Genomic DNA, 19,412 nt, shown 5'->3' on the forward strand with positions numbered 1-19,412 from the left:
TATTCTTTTCCCTCTCAAACTCTCCCACTCTGATAAAAATGCCACAGGATTAGCGATCGCAGTTTATTGTCAGTTTTGGTAATTCTGTAATTTTTGAGAGGTTTGGCTGTCCTAAAACTAAATCGTAGTTTCTTCATTAACAGCCTGTAAAACACTGTTGTACGGTGATGTATCGCTGACAATAATCACAACCTGCCCATCTCCCGCAGATTCTTAATATCTTGTTCAAAATCTTCTACACCATAATGAACTGGGATTTGACGGCTTGCTAGTAGATGTTGAAAAGCAATACGATTCATCCCAGCAAATCGACTGGCTTGAGCAAGGGTAAGTTTTTCTTTCTGAAACAGCAAAACTGCAATTTCTTGCTTCATTTCAGCTTCAGTCATTCGAGTCGCGGTTAGAAGTTCATCAGAGATAATAATACTCATAGCTACAGTTTTATTGATTATCTTTATGGTAAGAATTTTGGTTTACCTAGACTGATCATAGTAAATGAGTAGTTTAAATGAGCGATTATCCCTTAAATAGCAACGGATTCAATAAACTCAAACTACATTGTCTTGATGCAGCCCCTCCCTATGAACGACTGCATCAAGAGACTGAATAATATCCAATTTAAATCGGGAGCATCCCATTTTAGCAAATCCATTTCTCAAACTAACGATAATACTAGGGTTTCAAAGCATAATTGAAAGTTTTATGCGCAAAAATGGGATGCTCCCTTTAAATCCCCATCAGCTTACTAAATGTTGCTAGTGGATCCAGGTACCTGAGTTATCTGAGCGATCGCAGGGTCTAGCCGAGTGAAGTGACTAGGATTGAGGGTCAGAATTTTGTCTACCTCTGCCTTGAGAGCAGCTTGGGCAATCAAGGCATCAAAAATTCCACCACCTGGAATTTTAAGGGTAGCCATCTGAGCAATTGCTGCTTGATAGTCTGTTGATCTCAGTGGAATAGTTTCTAGATACTGTAATAGGTTCAAAATAATGTTTTCAGCATAGGATGGCGAGATCCGTGGTTGGATTGGTAGGCGGGTTAGCACGGAATAGGTTTCTGCCAAGCTGTGAGTGGATAAACAGCCTTGAATTTGTCCAGATTTTGCAGCTTGTAGTTGCGCGAAACAGGGGTTATGGCTCGGATGCTGGGTCAGAGATCCGGCAATCAGAACAGAAGTATCGAACAAAACTTTCACAGGCAGAGCTGCTCCTGATCGCGTTCTGCGCGGAGTTGGTCGATCAGGTCGTTGAAATTGATTTGGTCAAGGGTCGCTGTTTCAATGACCAGGATGCCATCCTTGTTTTGTAGGTGAGGATTTTGCTGAGTGTATTCAGTAGAGATAGTTATTGAACTAACAGATTGCTGCTTGAGGCTACTGATTTTCTCGATCAGGGTTTCGAGGATAAACTGCTCAGGGGAGATGCCTTGGCTGATAGAAATTTGTTCGATTTCTCGTTGCAGTTCAGGGGAAAGGTTCATGGGAACGCCTTGGGTAGGAATACCCTTAGTCTATCGTCTAATCCAATCTGGAAAGGAACCTTAGCCAGCATTTTGAGCTAACTGCTTCAATATCTTCTCAACCTCTCGTGGGTTGCGAACTCCCAGAAACCCTATCTCCTCACTCCGTTGATGTCCATGATTGTCTTTCCATCGTCGAATTGTGATCACCAAATCACCCGAGCCATCTGCTCTATCTTTCCGATATATATCTTTTAGTTGATCGGGTAAGTAGCTTCTGATAGTAGTTGTAGACCAACCGCCTTCAATAGAGATAGCTCGTTTATCTGTAATCAAGTACACTGTTTTTTGTGCTGCTTGCCATACCCATAGGGGACTAGACAGCATCCCAAAACCAATGAGGACGAAAGGTACACCAAAAAGGGCAAACAGATGCTGAGGTTGTATACCTTCTCTTAGATCAGGAAGTTTGAACCCTAATGCGCCCCACATCCAAAATATGGCAAAGCTCGTCCTTGGAATACCGAACAAAACACTTGCGATAGAAGATGCTGTAAAAAAACGAGGTACAGGCTGCTCGATCCATCTTATATATTCTCGGGGTTCAAGCTCGTTATCTATTTTTATGCGGAGTTATTTCGGTATTTTTAACTTCCTTACCATCAGAAGTTTCTTTGCTTCCTCGAAACCTGTATACGAGCAATCGAATCACTAACGATGCACTACATCATCTACTCAGAATTAAAAACATTAGGAAGTCTCGTTATCCAGGAGAATCAAGTGTTGGCTAAAAGCCATCACTATGTAATACTGAATCTACCTGGACACGAGAAAAAATATCGGAATAGTTTAATCTAATTATATCTCATAATCAGGAATTTGGACTACAATCGGGTAGCCGCGCCCAAATACCCAGATGGTAAGATTAGTTTATTATCTTCTGATTACAGTAGTTTGGATCTAAAAGAACGTCTAATCACCCACCTAAGTCAGATAGTGCGCGGACGCGACCCATATATCGCATCTGGGGGACATTTCTATGTCCAGGAATACATCCGCGAAGAATTAGAACAGTGGGGAAGCGTTGAAATTCACGAGTTTCAGGTGTCGAGGAAAACCCATTATAATCTGATTCTGAATCTACCAGGAAAAGAGGCGAAACCGCAACAGTTTGCTCCGATTTTAATTGGCTCTCACTATGATGCGGTACCTGGAAGCCCAGGAGCAGATGATAATGCTACCGGTGTAGCGGTGCTATTGGAATTAGCTAGAGCCTTTGCCACTCAAGCGCCTACACACCCAGTCCGACTAGTAGCATTTGATATGGAAGAGTATGGATTGCTCGGAAGTGCTGCCTATGCTGCCTATTTAAAGGAACAACAGCAACCCTTGCGGTTAATGCTGTCTTTGGAAATGTTAGGGTATTGCGATCGCACTCCCAATTCCCAAACCTACCCACCAGGACTAAAATACTTTTACCCCAATCAGGGGGACTTCATTGCCTTAGTAGGAAACTTGCCAACAATCCTTGATTTTAGGCATTTAGCTCGCCGTATCCGCCAAGCTGGGATCCCTTGTCAGTGCTTACCAGTACCATCACGAGGGGAAATGGTTCCTCAGACCAGACTCAGTGACCACGCTCCATTTTGGGACCAAGGTTATCGAGCGTTGATGGTAACCGATACAGCATTTCTGCGCAATCCCCATTACCATCAACCAAGCGATCGCATTGATACCCTAGATTTAGATTTTCTGACTGGTGTCTGTCGCGGCTTAATTGCTGGTGTTGGTAATCTTGTCTAGGGGAATCGGGAATTGGGAATCGGGAATCGGGAACAGGGAACAGGGAACAGGGAACAGGGAACAGGGAACAGGGAACAGGGAATCGGGAAGAAGTCTTGAAAACTACTTCTTCCCGATGTTCCCTAAATACCCAGAACTATGTACTTAACAAAATCCCAAACCGCTATAAGAGTATTAATCACCAATGGGGTTAGCATCTCCGACAAACCTCAACAAGTCTGTCATAGTAAATGTTCCTGGTTTTTCAGAAGGAAGTATCGGCGTCCACTGGGAGCAGCGTGATAAAAATGAGTTGCGATCGCCTTCGATAAGACCAACAAAAACTTCAGCCAAAATACGGCTTCCTACATCGCCCAAACGCACTCCGTTACCTTGGATTTGAGCTTCTTTGAGGATATAGTACCACAAGGGGGACTTAACATCAAAACCAAACTGGGCGGCAACATTGCCATCTTGGCCTCTGGAAATATCTTCCTTACTCAAGGGCCGGAATCCCATGCAGCGAGCCACATCTTGACCAGCGGGCAATCCAAGGTTACGACCACGCAACAGATTTCTCACCGCTAGGGAATTCGGTGGTGGAACATTAGGCAAATTCTTAAGGGGGTCAACTAGAAATGGATCAAGTTGGCGGCTCAAGTTAACCGGTACATTAGAATCGATCGGGAAGAAGCGACGCCAGTCAATCACCCAATCACTGGGAATAGGAACGATTTGACCGGATTGAGCAGTGAATAAAAACAGCAGTTGTAAGGTTGCAGGAGTTACCCCACCAGGACGAGAAGTAAACACTCGGTTGTAGTCATAATCCGCACGGATCATGCTGTGTCCGAGACGATAAGCTGCTACAGAGAATTCCACAGGCATGAACGGATCCTGACCAAACTTGAAGAAGCGCCGACCGCCTTCAAGTACTTCTATTAGCTGCTTCTGGTCAATGACGCGAGACAAGAAATCGAACAGTACAATCCACTGATAGTGCCAAACTACCAATTCTCGGGCTGCCTCAAAGGTAGACTTGCCCATGATAGAGTCTGCTTGAATGCTGCCATCACGGATGCCCTCAACTATCTTGTTGTGAAACTTCAGGAAAGCTAGGTGGGTCTGGGCAACAATTAAATTTTCATCATTACGGGGGTCACCAATGATGGCCAGAGTACTAGGAGAACGAGGCAAATCGTTGGGCAATTCTGTGGGAATAGACGAATCGCCACCACCAGGTCGTTGGTTGGTTTTGCCAAGTGAAGTACCCCAACCTGCTTCGCTGAGGTTGGGGCTTCCCATTCTCAGTTAAATCAGGGACGGTTTTATTCGTCTTTGAGGTTTCCCGCTTCATCCGCCGACGCCTCAACCAGCAAGGTGGAATTGGTCTTACTCAGCGTCCACAGGCAGACATCCGCCTTCCGCAGACGTATAGTTTTTTACGACAGACTCACCTTGGAATTACAGCAACGATGGCTAACCAGCCGGGGCTTGTCTCTTCCCTGATCTCTGCTAGTGCTTTGTATACCTTCAGGTCTAAAATAACCGGATAAGACCGTTTTTAAGGTAGCCTTTTAGTCAGTCAGGCGGGTCATCGACCAACTTTATTATATCACGAATCGTTGTAAGTTGTCGTCTCGCTATCCATCCCCACCTTGTAAGAAGGTGGGGAATTCCGCGAGTTTTGTTAAAAACAGATCTGAGTCATCGATTTGGTAGAGATAGGGTTGAACATCAGGACCAGAACCATACAGACTATCAAGATCCAGCTTTGGCGTGCGAAAATTTTTCACCGCCAAGGGGTCAACCATCATATCTCCGAGAGCAGTGGTATCGAAGGTAATGTCATGATCGATGAATTGACCCAAATAAGTATAACCAGCAGGTACATTGATATTATCGCCCTTTGGATTATTAGGGTCAGTATCATTCATGGCGTTCCCCAGCTGAGTCAAACCCTCTTCTGAAGGGGTGAAAGCAGGTAGATTAGGAAACATTCTGCCAAACTTACCTGTGGGGGCAAATTCACTGGGGGGTTGATGTTCACCCTTGCGAGGACCAAATCCATGGCGTCTTAACATAATTCTGCTGCTTTTATAGCTGTTTTTGTGGTTTATATATCCACTATGAGCTAGCAAACAGATTAATAACAGTACCCTCGAGGGTGAAATTTTTGGCAAGGATATGTTGTATAGTGCTACGCGCAAGTCAGACCTCAGAAGTCAGTCTAAAGAAGGTGGGCAGTGCATCAAACCGACCAGATCAGCTCGGCTTTGGGCGTTACTACAGCAACTAGTTCCCATGGATAAGGTCTAAACTGGGTTGTTAATGACTGCTATATCGGTGCCTGTTTCATCGTAATCATCCACTAAAACCATTAGGAGCAACTTATGAGCGTTGTGGCTGCCAGAAAATACCCTGATAAACTAGTTTTTGCCTCCGATAGCATTCGGCTGTCAGGATACCTCAAGCAAACTCACCGGGTGACTGGGGATGAGTGGGGCAAGCTATTTGAAATCAATAACATGATTATTGGCGGCGTCGGTTATACCATGGAATTGAGTTTCATGCAAATATTTGCCAGAAACCATTCTCCAGCCGCTCCTACCGTTGAGGCTGTTCTCGATTTTATTGTTGAATTTTATAGTTGGGCAAAGGATAAAGACGATACCTTTGGTCGCAGGAATGAATATTTGTTAGCAGTAGAAAGGGATATTTTTTGTATAAGTGATGGCTATCTTGTGGATAAAATTAATGAATTTGGTGCCATTGGTGCTGGACAAGATTATGCTCTGACGGCAATGTACTTAGATAAAACCCCTGAAGAAGCGGTAGCTATTGCTAATGAGCTTTGCGTGTATTGCTCTCCTCCGATTAATGTGATTACTAAGGAAATCAGCGACATCTGACTTGGGTATAGTGCTGAGTACTAAGCTTTTTTGTAAGCTATCAGCGTGTCGCGTATCAGCTAATGCGCTACGGGCACACTACTTGAGGTGCTTTTGAATAAAACAGGTAAGCATTCGTTTAATCTGAGTTAAGTCTGCTGACGGCTGACCGCTGTTCGCGCACGCGTGAGCTAAAAGCTCACGGCTGAACGCGCACGCGTGCGCTTCGCGCATATGCTTAAGCGTTTTTGACGGTTGACGGTTAGCTGTAAACCAGACCCTGTAAACCAGACTTAGTACCCAGCACTGAAGACTCAGCTTAATCCTGTTTGGATTTAGTAAGTCCATTTTCTTCACTATACCGTTCTATAAAACGAATGAAACGATCCCACTGCTCTCGAGATTTCATTATGTAAGTTGCTTCTATAGCCATTGGTTCACCATTAACAAATTTGCCATTAACCTTACTGGTAGAAATCTCACCTTCTTCGTCAACCATGTACATTCCGGTGATATCTTCCTTAAAGTCTTTATCGATAGCTTGAGGCTTTTGAAAATAGAAGGTTGCAGTGCCAGTCTGACCAGTTTTCGAGCGAGTTATACGTATATCGGGTACAACTTCTTCTTTGATGCCTCTAGAGAACTGAATTTCTGCCATGCTATAAGTCCAATTAAGAAAATATTAAGAATCTTTACACCACTATCTTCTCATCCAAGCTGCAATAAATGGCAAAAAATTTTAACTGATGGCTGAACTGATGGCTGGGTTCACGACCTAGCAATGGCGAAAATAATCCAAATTTAGCCTAAGCAGTGGGAAAATGGGATTACACTGATACCGTTTCGGCAAACCGATTTAAGCAATCACTCGATCATACATGGGTAAACAGCGCGTTCTATCTGGAGTTCAACCAACTGGCAATCTTCACCTGGGTAACTATCTTGGAGCTATCCGCAACTGGGTCGAAGGTCAAAGTCAGTATGATAATCTATTTTGTGTAGTTGATTTACACGCTATTACTGTACCCCATAACCCAGCCACTCTAGCAGAAGATACCTTAAGCATTGCTGCCCTCTACTTAGCCTGCGGGATTGATTTAGAATGCTCTACTATCTTCGTACAATCCCATATCCCTGCCCACAGTGAACTAGCTTGGCTGCTCAACTGCATTACCCCTCTCAACTGGCTAGAGCGAATGATCCAGTTCAAGGAAAAAGCGGTTAAACAAGGGGAAAATGTCAGTACTGGCTTACTGGACTACCCGGTATTGATGGCAGCAGATATTCTACTTTATGATGCCGATAAAGTTCCAGTGGGAGAGGACCAAAAGCAACACATCGAACTGACTCGTAATATCGCTATCCGAGTTAATGACAAGTTTGGCAGTCAGGAGAAACTTGTGCTAAAGTTGCCAGAGCCTATGATCCGGCAAACGGGTGCTCGTGTCATGAGTCTCACTGATGGCAGGCGCAAAATGTCTAAGTCTGATCCATCCGAGTTGAGCAGGATTAACGTGCTTGACTCCCCTGAGGAGATCCAAAAGAAAATCAAGCGCTGTAAAACTGACCCAACTAGAGGCTTATGGTTTGATGACCCAGAACGCCCGGAATGTGATAATCTACTAACGTTGTATACCCTACTTTCTGGGAAAACGAAGGAAGAGGTGGCTACAGAATGTCGGGATATGGGTTGGGGTAAATTCAAGCCCTTACTGACAGAAGTAACAATTGAAGCACTCAAGCCGATTCAACAGAAGTATCACGATGTTAGGTCAGAGCAGGGCTATCTTGAGGGCGTGTTGCGAGAGGGGCGACAAAAAGCAGAAGCGATCGCAAACCAGACCTTGTCCAGGGTGAAAACTGCATTAGGGTTCATTGCTGTAACCTAATTCCTGGAGATAAGTAAATACTATAACCATAAATGACTAACCCCACTAAGAATTCGTTTCGCACTGCCGTTGAGTCCGGTGAATTTTTGATTACTGCAGAAGTGGCACCCCCCAAGGGGGGTAACCCAGCTCACATGGTCAAAATGGCTCAAACCCTCAAAGATAGAGTCCATGCTATCAATATCACTGATGGCTCTAGGGCAGTCATGCGGATGTCGTCTTGGGCAGCCTCGGTGATTTTACGCCAGCAGGGAATTGAACCAATTTGTCAGGTAGCTTGTCGCGATCGCAACCGGATCGCTTTGCAAGCTGACTTGATGGGTATTAACGCTTTAGGTATCGGTAATATTCTCGCTCTAACCGGTGATCCAGTCAAAGCAGGTGATCATCCTGATGCTAAAAGTGTATTTGATTTGGAATCAGTACGCCTATTGCAACTAATTACTAAGCTAAATCAAGGGGTTGATTTCAATGATAAGCCCCTTACTGATCAAGCAACTGATTTATTTACTGGTGCAGCAGTAGACCCCCAGCTCAAGAGTTGGTCAGGCTTACAGAGTCGGTTTGAAAAGAAACTGGAGGCGGGAGCAGAGTTTTTCCAAAGCCAGCTCATTTGCGATTTTGATCGCCTAGAGAAGTTTATGGATCAGATTGCGGCTGGTACTAATAAGCCAATTTTAGCAGGGATATTTTTGCTCAAATCCGCTAAAAATGCTAAGTTTATTAATAAAAAAGTTCCAGGGGTTAATATCCCTGACGAGATTATTGATCGGCTAGCAGCAGCAGATAATCAGTTACAAGAAGGGATAAAAATTGCCGCTGAGCAAGTTAAGCTCGCACAGCAACTGTGCCAGGGTGTTCACATGATGGCAGTCCGGCGAGAAGACTTGATTCCCCAGATTTTGGATTTGGCTGGCATTTCGCCATTGCAGAAATCCTCTCCCGTTAATGACTTTGTTTGTAAGTGAATTTCAGATAAATTGTTATAGCGCTATGCCGAGGGAATAGGGAACAGGGAAGAGGGAATAGGGTAAATATACCTTCTTCTATTCCCACTCTGCCTAATCTCCCCACACTTCCCACACTCCTCCCTATTCCCTGTTACCTTTTCTCCTTTTAACTAATACTAAAAATTACCGAACTAACTACAGGGGATAGGGTGAAAAAAGTTTGACTAATGTCTGTGAATGTCTCAATCAGTGAACGCCTCTGGAGGGATTGTAAAACATTGATTAGTTTTGAATCCGAGCTAATGGTAATATCCTGGCGCAATTGTTCCCGGGAAACGGGTGTGGTACTTGTCGCTAGATACTTGATCACTTCTATTTCTGACTGATCTAAGCGATTCAACTGTGCAATTAAAATTAACCTCATTGGCTCGGGAACAAATACCTCATTCAAGCTTAAAAATTTCGAGACACTGCCATTAAAGTATTTTTCAATTGTTGTCGCTACTAAATTTAAGGCTAAGGGATTGCCTCGATAACGGGTAATCAAGGTTTCCCATTCTTCCGTATTTCCAAACAAACCGTTATCTACTAAGATTTTTTCAGCTTCTTCTGTAGGTAAACCCTTGAGAGTTAAGGAAGCAGTAGTGTTATTTTTTTGCTGCAGTAACTCTAGTTGTAGAAATTTTTCCCAACTGATCAGGAGCAAAGCACTTTGGTGTTTTTCCTGTGCTACTCGTCTCAATAGCTGACCATAATCCTGATAGTTGGCTTGATAGTATCCAGCTATAGCGCCAGGATTTAAAATCTGTTCTGCGTCATCCAGTACGATCAGACACCGATGCTCTTGTAAATATTTTATCAAGGTAGAAATAAGAGCGTTGATATCTTCTGGTAAGTTTAATGATTGGTGGTGAGATAGGAATAGAATCAGCTCTACTAGCAGTTGCTTAAGGGGTGGAGCATGGCGAAGATTACGCCAAATGATATATTCAAATTCTCCCTGAAGGTTGTTTGCCAGTTTGACAGCCAGAGTGGTTTTACCAATCCCTCCTATACCCAAAATGGCTACTAGTGAGTATTGGTTTTTACTAATCCATTGTTGGAGTTGATTGAGTTCATTAGTGCGTCCATAGAAAGCAGAAATTTCTGGTGCTTCCCCCCAATCGTGGTGGTACTGAGGCATTTTGTATCCTGCAACTTCTAGCCACTTAGGGACGTCTTTCCAGTTACTAAGGCTATTGGATTCTCGGTTAGTTAGTGCTTCGACATATCGATACAATCCCCTAGTGAGAGCAACAGCGATTGAGTTAGAGCTCCGATGGAGAGTCTCAGCTATTTTTTTTGGGGAGTAGCCAGAAAGCAATCCTCTCAAGTACACTTTTTCGACTGGTGTAAGTGTAGTTTTATTCTGGGTTTCCCTCTGTTTTTGCTCGCCAATATCTATATATAAATTGTCTAAATCCCAGAGCTTTACTGCTTCTAAAAACAGTTCATCTTCTGGATAAAACGCACCCTGCGCCATTTGCTTGCCTTCCTTGATATAAAACTTGTAAACCCTTACAGACTATGGATTAAACATCAAGGTTGCAATGTGATTGACAGTTAACTGTTTACAGTTAACTGTCAATCACATTGCAACCAATCAGCTAATGCAAAGTAAATGTGTATTACCTTAGACCTGGTTTGATCAGCACTATCGAAAACTTACAAGGGCTGTAAGTTGTATTAAAGACTAAACAAGGAATCCAGCAAATTCCATAATTTTTTTACAAAAATTGACAACTAAACCATCCACTAAACCATCCAAGTAACTATTAGGTCAAGGTCAGGAAATTATGCAGATAATTACAAAAATTTACATCTGGAAGTCATGACTGAGGCAACGCTTGACAGCAAAGGGATCAAAATCAGTGGTAACACTCAAGGCTAATCACTGGCTAATCCTGTTTAGTTGAGGTTTCAGAAAAGCGATCGCTAATCTAATTGCAGTCGTTAAGCCAAGGGATGATTGAGAGCTTGATGGTGTTCACAAATAGGTCTGCTCCCTGTCTTGATGCAAAGCGCGAGTGGGGGAAACCACGGCAGTCGCTCATGGGGGGAACCCCCAAGACCGCGCTGCCTCCCCAAGACCGCGCAAATCACGCTAATGCTGTTAGGCAAGACGACAAAACCATCGCTGAGCTCAATCATCCCTTTCCTAGACTCTGTGTTAGGTGGCTCAGGTAATGACTTTCTGTCTGGCGGCTCAGGTAACAACATTGTGATTGGCGGCTTAGGTAATGACTTTATATTTGAGGGCTCTGGTAATGACACCCTCATAGGTGTAGATCCCACCAGTAACAATCCAGGTATGAATGAAACTGATAGGTTAAACGGAGGAGCTGGTAAAGATACATTCGTGATTGGAGATAAGAACAATCCTTACTATGTCGGGGGGGAGGAACTTATGGTCTCAATGACTTTGCTCTAATTGAGAAGTTCGAATCTGGTATAGATACAATTCAACTCCACAAAGGCAGCAACTATGTCTTGTTAAAAAACTTTATTGCTATCACTCCAGGCTTGTCTCCTTCTGATTTGACAAATATTGGTTCAGTGGAACAGATTGCTAATAATATTGCTGGAGGTATGAGCGTAGCGGATAGTTTGAAGCTTGTTCCCATGCCGGCTAGTTTGAACATTGACATTATTGCTATAGTTTCTGATGGCTATAGCCAAGGGTATCTGATCTTTGTATAACGACTAGTACACCGTCTCGGAAACAACTGACTAGTTAAAATCTCTTTGATCTAGCGCGTCTTTCCCCTTAACTGAGATCTCGGAGCATTGTGATTAATCGTTTGGTGGGCAGTGCAAACTCAACCCTATGGCTAGGTTGGTGAATCGGTCTACTGCACTGCCGACCCTACATCAACTCCGTTTAACTGAGATCTGGGACTATTGTGATTAATCGTTTGGTGGGCAGTGCAAACTCAACCCTATGGCTAGGTTGGTGAATCCGTCTGCTGCACTGCCGACCCTACATCAACTCCGTTTAACTGAGATCTGGGACTATTGTGATTAATCGTTTGGTGGGCAGTGCAAACTCAACCCTATGGCTAGGTTGGTGAATCCGTCTGCTGCACTGCCGACCCTACATCAACTCCGTTTAACTGAGATCTGGGACTATTGTGATTAATCGTTTGGTGGGCAGTGCAAACTCAACCCTATGGCTAGGTTGGTGAATCCGTCTGCGTCACTGCCGACCCTACATCAACTACATCAACCTAAGTGGGACAGGGGATGTTGCGAATGCGATCGCGTAGCGTGACCGTAGGTCAATCGCGTTTTCCCCAATTGTCTGATTAACTCTATACCCCCAGTTATGAATTTTGTCAATAACTAAGCTGATCAAGGCTTATGTGAGCCAGAGAGACTTTGAGGGTGCATCTCATTTTTGTTGTTTGACAAGGTGGTGCGTTACGGGGCGGGCTGTCTAAACCCTGGCGCTTGAGCGGAAAATGAGGCCCCCCTAACACACCCTACGCAACTTTTTTTACAAATATGAGATGCACCCGACTTTGATTCACCTGTAACCTGTAGCAAGGGAGCATTCAAGCAATATTAATGGTTGTAGAGAGCCGGGTAATTCTCTGGTTGGATTACAGACAACCTTTTACTATCTCTAATAAATTTTCTCTGATTTTGCTATCAGTATCAGCGCTAGAATCACTTAGTAAGTTTAACAAATTTTCCTTAACTTCCTCTTCTTCTGCTTCCAGCTGTTTTTTACCTTCTAAGTCTTCTAATTTTTGACGCCATTCTCTACGACTCCCATAGGATTCCTTGCTAGCCTGTTTGATAGTTTCACGATAACCTTCCTCCGTGTCCAAATCAAACACAAACATAAAATAAGATATATCTTTCGACATAATCTTATTGGCTATTGCTAAGGCTGATTCATCGGGAGCAACTTGCCAGACCTGTTCAAATACTCTACACAACTCATAAGCCATCGAATTATTACTTTTTTTATAGGCTTCCTGTATTTCCTTGAGTTTTTCACTTTTGCTGACAGTTGCCATGTTTATAACCCCTTATTATTGTTTTGAGATGAAACTACTTCAGTCCAGTACTGGTGTATTACTAATCATTGGGGGCTGTGTGCCAAGGGTTGCGTCTGCACCTTGTTAAGCCCTGTTGAAAATCGATGAGCGACTGCATCCAGAGCTAAGCATACAGCTAGCTTCAAGCCTGGTCAAGATCGGCCTTTGGTGTTTTAATCGGAACCAAACCTTAGGATATTATCAATAATCGGACTTAATCATACTGAATCATATTTTAAGGGCGTCTGATCATAAGCATTTAAAAAGCTCGTGATTCAGACGCCCTTGTTTTCACCAGGATTTATCCAGGGGTAAGTTCAATCTTATTCTGGAAAATTTCCATTCAAGAGGTCTAAGTTGCTAGGATCAGCAGCCAAATTACTCCCCTCATCTAAGTTGTAAGCACGAGCAGTATTATCATCAAGAAGGTTGTCTTGCGGTAATTCAGGACTATCGGTGGGTTCACCATAGCCATAGACCATGCTATTCTCATGGTCGAATTCTGGTTCTGGACTACCAATATTGCTCTCTTGGTAAGCATTGAAGCCAGTCCCTGCGGGAATCAGACGTCCAATGATGACATTCTCCTTCAGACCCCTGAGCCAGTCAGATTTACCTTCGATGGCTGCTTCTGTAAGCACACGAGTAGTTTCTTGGAAGCTAGCAGCAGAGATAAATGAATCTGTATTAAGGGATGCTTTGGTAATTCCCAGTAGTACCGGTGTATACTGAGCTGGGGCACCACCAGTGATCGCCATAGCTTCATTGACTGTCTCAATCTGCCGCAACTCCACAAGTTCTCCTGGTAGCATAGTGGTATCACCACCATCGTCTACCCTGACTTTAGAAGTCATCTGACGAACAATCACCTCAATATGCTTATCAGCAATATCAATTCCTTGAGACTGATACACCGACTGCACTTCATTGACCAAAAATGCCTGTGCCTGTTGCAATCCCTTTAAAGCCGCTTCGTAGACACCTCTCTTTTCGAGACAGTAGTTGAAGAAAATCTCTAAAATTTCATGGGGATTGGCTGGGCCATCGGTGATGGGTTCAGCGGTACCGACTTGCTGACCATCGGAAACAATAGCATTTTGCCCAGGGGAAATGGGGTAATCGGTCACGACTCCATCTGACTCAATTACCTTGATATCAACGGTTTCGCCTTCTTCATAAATCACCTGGGCTTCTCCAGGACGTCTGGCCAAGATACAGGCTTCTTTGGGTTTGCGAGCTTCTAGTAGTTCTTCAATCCTGGGCAAACCTTGGATAATATCCCCTGTCTTGGCCCGTTCAAACACCAGTAGCACCAGGTTATCACCCCGCTGCACCAAATCTCCCTTGTCAATTTGCAAAATTGCCCCCGCAGAAACTCGGTATGGACGAGCCAGTCGCAGGATAACGGCATCATCACTTACCATTACCACCTGACCTGATTCTTGAGCAGGTGTCCCTTCAGCTAAGGTGTTGGTACCAACGACCAAATCCCCTACTTTAACTGTGGCAGGAGAGGTAATCGGCATTGTCACTCGGTCAGCATCCCTGACCACCAGTACTCGGCGAATGGCTTCCAATCCTTCTTGAATCCCCCGGATTTCACCAGCTTCCTTGCACTGAATTTCTGTTCGAGCCACTACCGCACCTGGAGGAATTTCGTCCCCATCTTTGACTAAAACCCGGGTTTTGGTATTGCCCCCTAACGGATCTGCATTGGTATCCCGGCGAAGCACCAACGACTCCAGGATCACCAGTTGTAATCGCATATCCTCAGAGGCTTCCTCCTCCTCAGTAGCAACTAACTCAATGTCAGCACTCAGCTGGGATGAACTACTAGTATGGTCATTGCTACCATCGGGGTTGCTCATTTCCAATACCAACTGGGTGCGGAGTAATTCCACCCCATCTACAGACTTGACCCGTTCTCCATCCTTATAGGGAATGCGTTGGATGGCTCGCAATTCAATCTGGGTTCCTTGGGTACCTTCGTTGGAATTGTTTTGGGTATTAATGGACGCCTGAGAGGGAACCGCTGGCTTATCTGGTACAGCAAACTCCGTTACTGGCCGCAGCAACAGTCCCATACCATCAGGTGTGTCAACTGCTTCTCCATAACAAAGGTAGTCTACCGTTATCCCTGGCAAATCCTCCGAGCCGGGATAGATTAGCTGACCCTCACTAGTCATGGTCTCTGGTAGGTTTTCCACCAGATGAAATTCTCCAGGCTTAACCACAATTTCCCGGAGGATGTCATTTTTTTGGACAACTTCCACCACACCGGAGGACTGACAGAAGATATCCTTAACCACTTCTGTGCCTGCTTCCACATATTGACCGTCTTCCACAAGCAGCAAGGAAATATCCTTGTTGACCTCATGGCATTCTTCCGGAATCCAGAGTAAGGTACCGCCTTTGGTAACTTCGTAACCTTGCTTGGCTTTACCCCGTTTAGCCACCTCTACACCAGCATATTTAATAATGCCACCGGTTTTAGTGTAGTATTGGTCATCAATCAGTTCCGCTACCACCTGGTGGTTGACTACCTTTGTGCCAGGGGTTGCCTTCAGGGAAAAGTGCTGATTATTGGCGGTGTGAATCACATATTGTTCCCGACCCCCCGTGCTTTCCATTCTCACCTGTGATTGATCCAAGCGGACGGAAGCTGTAATAATGTCAATTTCTCTTTTGCCTGGGGTCAGTCGCACCACACCACCGTTAAGTGTGACTAATTTAGTTTCCGCCAGCACTGTCCCAATCTCTACACTATCCCCATTTTTCACCACTGGTTCCGCACCAGGGGGTAGGTTATAGACGTCCCCAGATAAAATCCAGAGCAAACCGCTACGTTGGGCAATCCGAGTTGTATTACCCTGTCGATCTGTTTTTTCCTCAGGGACTAAGTCCGCAAATAGCACTTCCCCGGCTAAGTCCGATGCCACATCCTTAGCCGCTTTTTCTGTGGAAGGACGGCTTTTACTCAGGGCTACTTCTGCTAAGAGATCACCCTTGCTGACTGTTTGCCCATCACTGACTAAGACCAAGGAGCCCGCTGTTAAAGGAAAGGTTTTGCCAGAGCCATTGGTGGGTTGCAAAATCAGATCCCCAGCTAGTTCCACTTGTTGACGGTCGTCACCGTGGCGAGTCCTAACTTGGCGGGTACGTAGGCCTTTGCCAAAGCTTACGACACCCTTCATGGGAGCAGAGAGCTGGCGTGCCACTTCCCCGGTAAACACACCCCCCGTGTGGAAGGTCCGCATAGTCAACTGAGTTCCTGGTTCCCCAATAGACTGGGCAGCAATAATCCCCACCGCTTCGCCCAAATCCACCATGTGCCCATGAGCTAAGCTCCAACCATAGCATCTCTGGCAAACTGACCGCTGGGCTTCACAGGTTAGAGGCGATCGCACCATTACCTCTTTAATACCAGACGATTCAATCTCTTTGGCTAGTTCATCAGATACATCTTGGTTTTGTTTAGCAATTACTTCCCCGGTTTTTGGATGAACCAATTCCTCTGCTACAATTCGACCTAAGAGCTTATCCGCTAGGGGAATTAAAACGCGATCGCCATCGGTCATGGGTGTGATTTTGATGCCCCTACTGGTGCCACAATCAAGGTCTCGTACAATCACGTCCTGGGAAACATCTACCAGACGACGGGTGAGGTAACCAGAGTCAGCCGTTCTTAGGGCAGTATCCACCAAGCCTTTGCGGGCTCCGTAGGATGAGATAATGTATTCGGTTACCGTTAAGCCTTCCCGGAAGTTAGTCTTAATCGGTAGGTCAATAATTTCACCTTGGGGATTAGCCATCAGACCCCGCATACCTACCAATTGCCGCACCTGAGACAAGTTACCCCGTGCTCCGGAAAAAGCCATCATGTACACTGAATTGAGGGGGTTTGTGTCTTTGAAGTTACGGACCACCTCATCTTTGAGAGCCTCAGAGGTTCCGTTCCAGGTATCGATAACTTTTTGAAACCGTTCAACTTCAGTAATTTCACCCCTAGTGAACCGGCCTTCTGTGGCACGAATCATAGCTTCCGCCTCATCTAACATTTGGCGTTTAGCTGGTGGCACTTGCAGGTCATCTACACTGATAGAAACCCCTGCCTGGGTAGCATAGCGAAACCCCAGATCTTTGAGTTTATCGGCCATTTGGGCTGTGCGGGCACTGCCGTATTTGGTATACGCCCAAGATATCAGCTTTTTTAACCGACCTTTATCAACAATCCGGTTATAAAAAATCAAGTCTTTTTGAGCTTTTTTATCTGCCATGATGCTTTTGAAGGGGATGACTAATTAAGAATTTAGAATTCAGAATTTAGAATTCAGAATTTAGAATTCAGAACTAAGACTTTAAAATCATGATTTCGCGCATTCTAAATTATCAAAAATTTCCTAATTCACACATTCTAAATTCACGCATTCTAAATTCTAAATTCACGCATTCTAAATGCTAAATGCTTACCTTTTACCTAGCCCCATAGGGCTTCTTGAATAGTTTTGTTGTAGATGATCCGACCTGCGGTGGTGCGGATGTACTGGGAAATAAGTTCACCATTGGCTGTTTCCCTCACTCGCCGGTTGTTGTAGACTTTGGTCACCATACCATCGGGTGAAGATTCTTCAGAAATCATCTGCGTATCTGGTTCGTCTGTGTCAACTATGCCGTCATAGCGCACCCAAATATAGGCATGCAGGTGTACTTGCTTTTGTTCGTAGGCTTTGATTGCATCGTCGAGGTTAGCAAAGTAACGACCTGCGCCTTTGGTTGCATTGGGATTTTTGGCGGTTAGATAATAGCATCCCAAGACCATATCTTGACTCGGTGCTATGATAGGGCGACCTGTTGCTGGTGAGAGAATATTGTTGGATGCCAGCATTAACAACCTAGCCTCTGCTTGGGATTCTAGGGATAGAGGCACATGTACTGCCATCTGGTCGCCATCAAAGTCAGCATTAAAGGCTGGACAGACTAAGGGGTGCAGTTGAATGGCACGACCTTCTACCAAAATAGGTTCAAAGGCTTGAATTCCTAGTCGGTGTAGAGTTGGGGCTCGATTTAGCATCACCGGGTGACCTGCAATCACTTCTTCGAGTACGTCCCACACAGTGGGATCTCCCCGTTGAATCAATTTCTTAGCTGCTTTTATGTTATTCACTAAACCCTGACGAATCAGGCGGTGAATCACAAAAGGTTGAAACAGCTCAATCGCCATCTCTCTGGGCAAACCACACTGGTGGATATGCAGCTTTGGGCCGACTACAATCACTGACCGTCCGGAGTAATCCACCCGTTTTCCTAGCAGGTTTTGCCGGAAGCGACCCTGTTTACCTTCAATAATGTCAGAGAGGGACTTCAGGGGTCGATTGTTTGCCCCTACCACCGTCCGTCCTCGCCTGCCATTGTCAATCAGGGCATCCACAGCTTCCTGAAGCATCCGCTTTTCATTGCGGACAATAATTTCTGGTGCCAGAATTTCCTGCAACCGGGCTAGTCGATTGTTGCGGTTGATCACTCGTCGATAGAGGTCATTCAAGTCAGAGGTAGCAAAGCGACCCCCATCTAGTTGCACCATCGGTCGCAGGTCGGGGGGAATGACAGGGATAACACTCAGCACCATCCAATCTGGCTGAGCCCCGGTGCCAATAAAGTTATCAATCACCCGCAACCGTTTGATCAGCTTAGCTCGCTTTTGACCTTTAGAAGCGGCAATTTCTTCTCGCAGCTTTTCTGCGATCGCGTCTAAATCCAAATCCTGTAGGAGTCGTTGCAGAGCCTCAGCCCCAATCCCCACGTCTACCCCAGATAGGTCTGAGTCTTCGCTATAGAGCTGCTCCTCAATTTCCAGCCATTGGTCTTCGGTGAGTAGCTGTTTATAGCTAAGGTTTTCCGCATTACCTGGGTTTAGTACTACGTAGGCGTTGAAGTAGACAATCTGTTCTACATCCCGCAGGGGCATATCAAGCAAAATACTGAGGTAGCTAGGAATGCCTTTGAGATACCAGACGTGAGCCACGGGTGCGGCTAATTTAATGTATCCCATACGGTGACGCCTGACCCGGGACTCGGTCACTTCCACACCACAGCGTTCACAGACAATACCTCGGTGGCGCACTCGCTTGTACTTACCACAATGGCATTCCCAGTCTTTAGCTGGACCAAAGATGCGCTCACAGAACAGCCCATCCATCTCCGGTTTGAGGGTGCGATAGTTAATGGTTTCTGGCTTAGTCACTTCACCGACCATTTGACCGTTGGGAAGAGTCCTTTCTCCCCATTGACGAATTCTCTCAGGAGAGGCAATACCAATTTTTACGTAGTCAAACCGCTGTTCTATTTGGCTTTTCATAA

General features: G+C 45.0%; 19 protein-coding genes. 8 read left to right on the plus strand and 11 right to left on the minus strand.

Translation table 11 applies throughout. The features are described 5' to 3' along the window. Window positions 1–185: 185 nt before the first annotated feature. The 4 genes from BJP34_RS20415 to BJP34_RS20430 all read right to left on the minus strand — a co-directional run bounded on the left by BJP34_RS20415 (window position 186) and on the right by BJP34_RS20430 (window position 1,950). Complete coding sequence (locus tag BJP34_RS20415; RefSeq protein WP_070393931.1) at window positions 186–431, minus strand: UPF0175 family protein; 246 nt, start codon at window positions 429–431, stop codon at window positions 186–188. A gap of 314 nt (window positions 432–745) precedes the next feature. Continuing rightward, the gene (locus BJP34_RS20420; protein ID WP_070393932.1) at window positions 746–1,195 is read right to left on the minus strand and encodes a type II toxin-antitoxin system VapC family toxin; all 450 of its coding nucleotides are present in this window, start codon (window positions 1,193–1,195) and stop codon (window positions 746–748) included. Continuing rightward, window positions 1,192–1,479 carry a hypothetical protein gene (locus BJP34_RS20425; RefSeq protein WP_070393933.1) on the minus strand — a complete coding sequence of 96 codons (288 nt, stop codon included), beginning with the start codon at window positions 1,477–1,479 and terminating at the stop codon, window positions 1,192–1,194. Before BJP34_RS20425 ends, BJP34_RS20420 begins: the two co-directional genes overlap by 4 nt. A gap of 60 nt (window positions 1,480–1,539) precedes the next feature. Next, complete coding sequence (locus tag BJP34_RS20430; protein WP_202971998.1) at window positions 1,540–1,950, minus strand: hypothetical protein; 411 nt, start codon at window positions 1,948–1,950, stop codon at window positions 1,540–1,542. A gap of 225 nt (window positions 1,951–2,175) precedes the next feature. Here BJP34_RS20430 and BJP34_RS43860 point away from each other — a divergent pair, with 225 nt between their 5' ends. From BJP34_RS43860 to BJP34_RS43865, 3 genes are read left to right on the plus strand one after another with little or no spacing between them, the layout of a single operon-like run. Continuing rightward, on the plus strand, window positions 2,176–2,316 hold the full coding sequence (locus tag BJP34_RS43860; protein WP_158517337.1) for a hypothetical protein: 141 nt from the start codon (window positions 2,176–2,178) through the stop codon (window positions 2,314–2,316). A 21-nt stretch (window positions 2,317–2,337) separates the two neighbouring features. After that, the gene (locus BJP34_RS20435; protein WP_324610945.1) at window positions 2,338–3,261 is read left to right on the plus strand and encodes a M20/M25/M40 family metallo-hydrolase; all 924 of its coding nucleotides are present in this window, start codon (window positions 2,338–2,340) and stop codon (window positions 3,259–3,261) included. After that, window positions 3,254–3,409, plus strand: coding sequence for a hypothetical protein (locus tag BJP34_RS43865; protein WP_158517338.1), 156 nt, complete (start codon window positions 3,254–3,256; stop codon window positions 3,407–3,409). The genes BJP34_RS20435 and BJP34_RS43865 overlap by 8 nt, the downstream gene beginning before the upstream one ends. 26 nt (window positions 3,410–3,435) lie before the next feature. On the opposite strand, the gene BJP34_RS20440 is transcribed toward BJP34_RS43865, so the two are convergent. Together BJP34_RS20440 and BJP34_RS20445 are read right to left on the minus strand one after the other, a co-directional pair. Further along, a complete protein-coding gene (locus tag BJP34_RS20440; protein ID WP_083305273.1) occupies window positions 3,436–4,545 on the minus strand; it encodes a peroxidase family protein in 1,110 nt (369 codons plus the stop codon). Window positions 4,546–4,883: 338 nt separating this feature from the next. After that, window positions 4,884–5,324, minus strand: a complete 441-nt coding sequence (locus BJP34_RS20445) for a hypothetical protein (protein WP_070393934.1) — start codon at window positions 5,322–5,324, stop codon at window positions 4,884–4,886. 309 nt (window positions 5,325–5,633) lie between these two features. Here BJP34_RS20445 and BJP34_RS20450 point away from each other — a divergent pair, with 309 nt between their 5' ends. Then, entirely contained in the window at window positions 5,634–6,152 is a 519-nt protein-coding gene (locus BJP34_RS20450; RefSeq protein WP_070393935.1) for a hypothetical protein, read from the plus strand. A gap of 298 nt (window positions 6,153–6,450) precedes the next feature. On the opposite strand, the gene psb28 is transcribed toward BJP34_RS20450, so the two are convergent. Further along, window positions 6,451–6,789, minus strand: a complete 339-nt coding sequence (psb28, locus tag BJP34_RS20455) for a photosystem II reaction center protein Psb28 (RefSeq protein WP_070393936.1) — start codon at window positions 6,787–6,789, stop codon at window positions 6,451–6,453. Window positions 6,790–7,009: 220 nt separating this feature from the next. Between psb28 and trpS the strand changes: the two genes are divergently transcribed. Together trpS and BJP34_RS20465 are read left to right on the plus strand one after the other, a co-directional pair. Beyond that, window positions 7,010–8,020, plus strand: coding sequence for a tryptophan--tRNA ligase (gene trpS / locus BJP34_RS20460; protein WP_070393937.1), 1,011 nt, complete (start codon window positions 7,010–7,012; stop codon window positions 8,018–8,020). Window positions 8,021–8,052: 32 nt separating this feature from the next. Next, on the plus strand, window positions 8,053–8,988 hold the full coding sequence (locus tag BJP34_RS20465) for a methylenetetrahydrofolate reductase (protein WP_070393938.1): 936 nt from the start codon (window positions 8,053–8,055) through the stop codon (window positions 8,986–8,988). 148 nt (window positions 8,989–9,136) lie between these two features. Here BJP34_RS20465 and BJP34_RS20470 read toward each other — a convergent pair whose 3' ends face one another. Then, window positions 9,137–10,492 carry an NB-ARC domain-containing protein gene (locus tag BJP34_RS20470; protein WP_070393939.1) on the minus strand — a complete coding sequence of 452 codons (1,356 nt, stop codon included), beginning with the start codon at window positions 10,490–10,492 and terminating at the stop codon, window positions 9,137–9,139. A gap of 531 nt (window positions 10,493–11,023) precedes the next feature. On the opposite strand from BJP34_RS20470, the gene BJP34_RS20475 reads away from it, so the two are divergent. Both BJP34_RS20475 and BJP34_RS20480 read left to right on the plus strand, forming a co-directional pair. After that, complete coding sequence (locus BJP34_RS20475; RefSeq protein ID WP_083305274.1) at window positions 11,024–11,440, plus strand: hypothetical protein; 417 nt, start codon at window positions 11,024–11,026, stop codon at window positions 11,438–11,440. A 59-nt stretch (window positions 11,441–11,499) separates the two neighbouring features. Next, complete coding sequence (locus BJP34_RS20480) at window positions 11,500–11,709, plus strand: hypothetical protein (protein ID WP_070393941.1); 210 nt, start codon at window positions 11,500–11,502, stop codon at window positions 11,707–11,709. 902 nt (window positions 11,710–12,611) lie between these two features. Here the strand turns inward: BJP34_RS20480 and BJP34_RS20485 are convergent. The 3 genes from BJP34_RS20485 to BJP34_RS20495 all read right to left on the minus strand — a co-directional run bounded on the left by BJP34_RS20485 (window position 12,612) and on the right by BJP34_RS20495 (window position 19,410). Then, a complete protein-coding gene (locus BJP34_RS20485) occupies window positions 12,612–13,034 on the minus strand; it encodes a hypothetical protein (protein ID WP_070393942.1) in 423 nt (140 codons plus the stop codon). 344 nt (window positions 13,035–13,378) lie between these two features. After that, entirely contained in the window at window positions 13,379–17,332 is a 3,954-nt protein-coding gene (locus BJP34_RS20490) for a DNA-directed RNA polymerase subunit beta' (RefSeq protein WP_070393943.1), read from the minus strand. Window positions 17,333–17,532: 200 nt separating this feature from the next. Further along, window positions 17,533–19,410 (minus strand): DNA-directed RNA polymerase subunit gamma, encoded by a 1,878-nt coding sequence (locus BJP34_RS20495; RefSeq protein WP_070393944.1) that lies wholly within the window; start codon window positions 19,408–19,410, stop codon window positions 17,533–17,535. Window positions 19,411–19,412 lie beyond the last annotated feature (2 nt).

Origin of the sequence: Moorena producens PAL-8-15-08-1, from assembly GCF_001767235.1 — a bacterium.
GTDB lineage: Bacteria > Cyanobacteriota > Cyanobacteriia > Cyanobacteriales > Coleofasciculaceae > Moorena > Moorena producens_A.

Bases quoted from the DNA above. Each gene is read 5' to 3' on its own strand.
- BJP34_RS20415 (WP_070393931.1), bottom strand. From the start codon at position 431: ATGAGTATTATTATCTCTGATGAACTTCTAACCGCGACTCGAATGACT.
- BJP34_RS20425 (WP_070393933.1), bottom strand. From the start codon at position 1,479: ATGAACCTTTCCCCTGAACTGCAACGAGAAATCGAACAAATTTCTATC.
- BJP34_RS20450 (WP_070393935.1), top strand. From the start codon at position 5,634: ATGAGCGTTGTGGCTGCCAGAAAATACCCTGATAAACTAGTTTTTGCC.
- BJP34_RS20475 (WP_083305274.1), top strand. From the start codon at position 11,024: ATGCAAAGCGCGAGTGGGGGAAACCACGGCAGTCGCTCATGGGGGGAA.
- trpS (WP_070393937.1), top strand. From the start codon at position 7,010: ATGGGTAAACAGCGCGTTCTATCTGGAGTTCAACCAACTGGCAATCTT.
- BJP34_RS20430 (WP_202971998.1), bottom strand. From the start codon at position 1,950: ATGTGGGGCGCATTAGGGTTCAAACTTCCTGATCTAAGAGAAGGTATA.
- BJP34_RS20445 (WP_070393934.1), bottom strand. From the start codon at position 5,324: ATGTTAAGACGCCATGGATTTGGTCCTCGCAAGGGTGAACATCAACCC.
- BJP34_RS20485 (WP_070393942.1), bottom strand. From the start codon at position 13,034: ATGGCAACTGTCAGCAAAAGTGAAAAACTCAAGGAAATACAGGAAGCC.
- BJP34_RS20440 (WP_083305273.1), bottom strand. From the start codon at position 4,545: ATGGGAAGCCCCAACCTCAGCGAAGCAGGTTGGGGTACTTCACTTGGC.
- psb28 (WP_070393936.1), bottom strand. From the start codon at position 6,789: ATGGCAGAAATTCAGTTCTCTAGAGGCATCAAAGAAGAAGTTGTACCC.
- BJP34_RS20490 (WP_070393943.1), bottom strand. From the start codon at position 17,332: ATGGCAGATAAAAAAGCTCAAAAAGACTTGATTTTTTATAACCGGATT.
- BJP34_RS20495 (WP_070393944.1), bottom strand. From the start codon at position 19,410: ATGAAAAGCCAAATAGAACAGCGGTTTGACTACGTAAAAATTGGTATT.
- BJP34_RS43860 (WP_158517337.1), top strand. From the start codon at position 2,176: ATGCACTACATCATCTACTCAGAATTAAAAACATTAGGAAGTCTCGTT.
- BJP34_RS20465 (WP_070393938.1), top strand. From the start codon at position 8,053: ATGACTAACCCCACTAAGAATTCGTTTCGCACTGCCGTTGAGTCCGGT.
- BJP34_RS20470 (WP_070393939.1), bottom strand. From the start codon at position 10,492: ATGGCGCAGGGTGCGTTTTATCCAGAAGATGAACTGTTTTTAGAAGCA.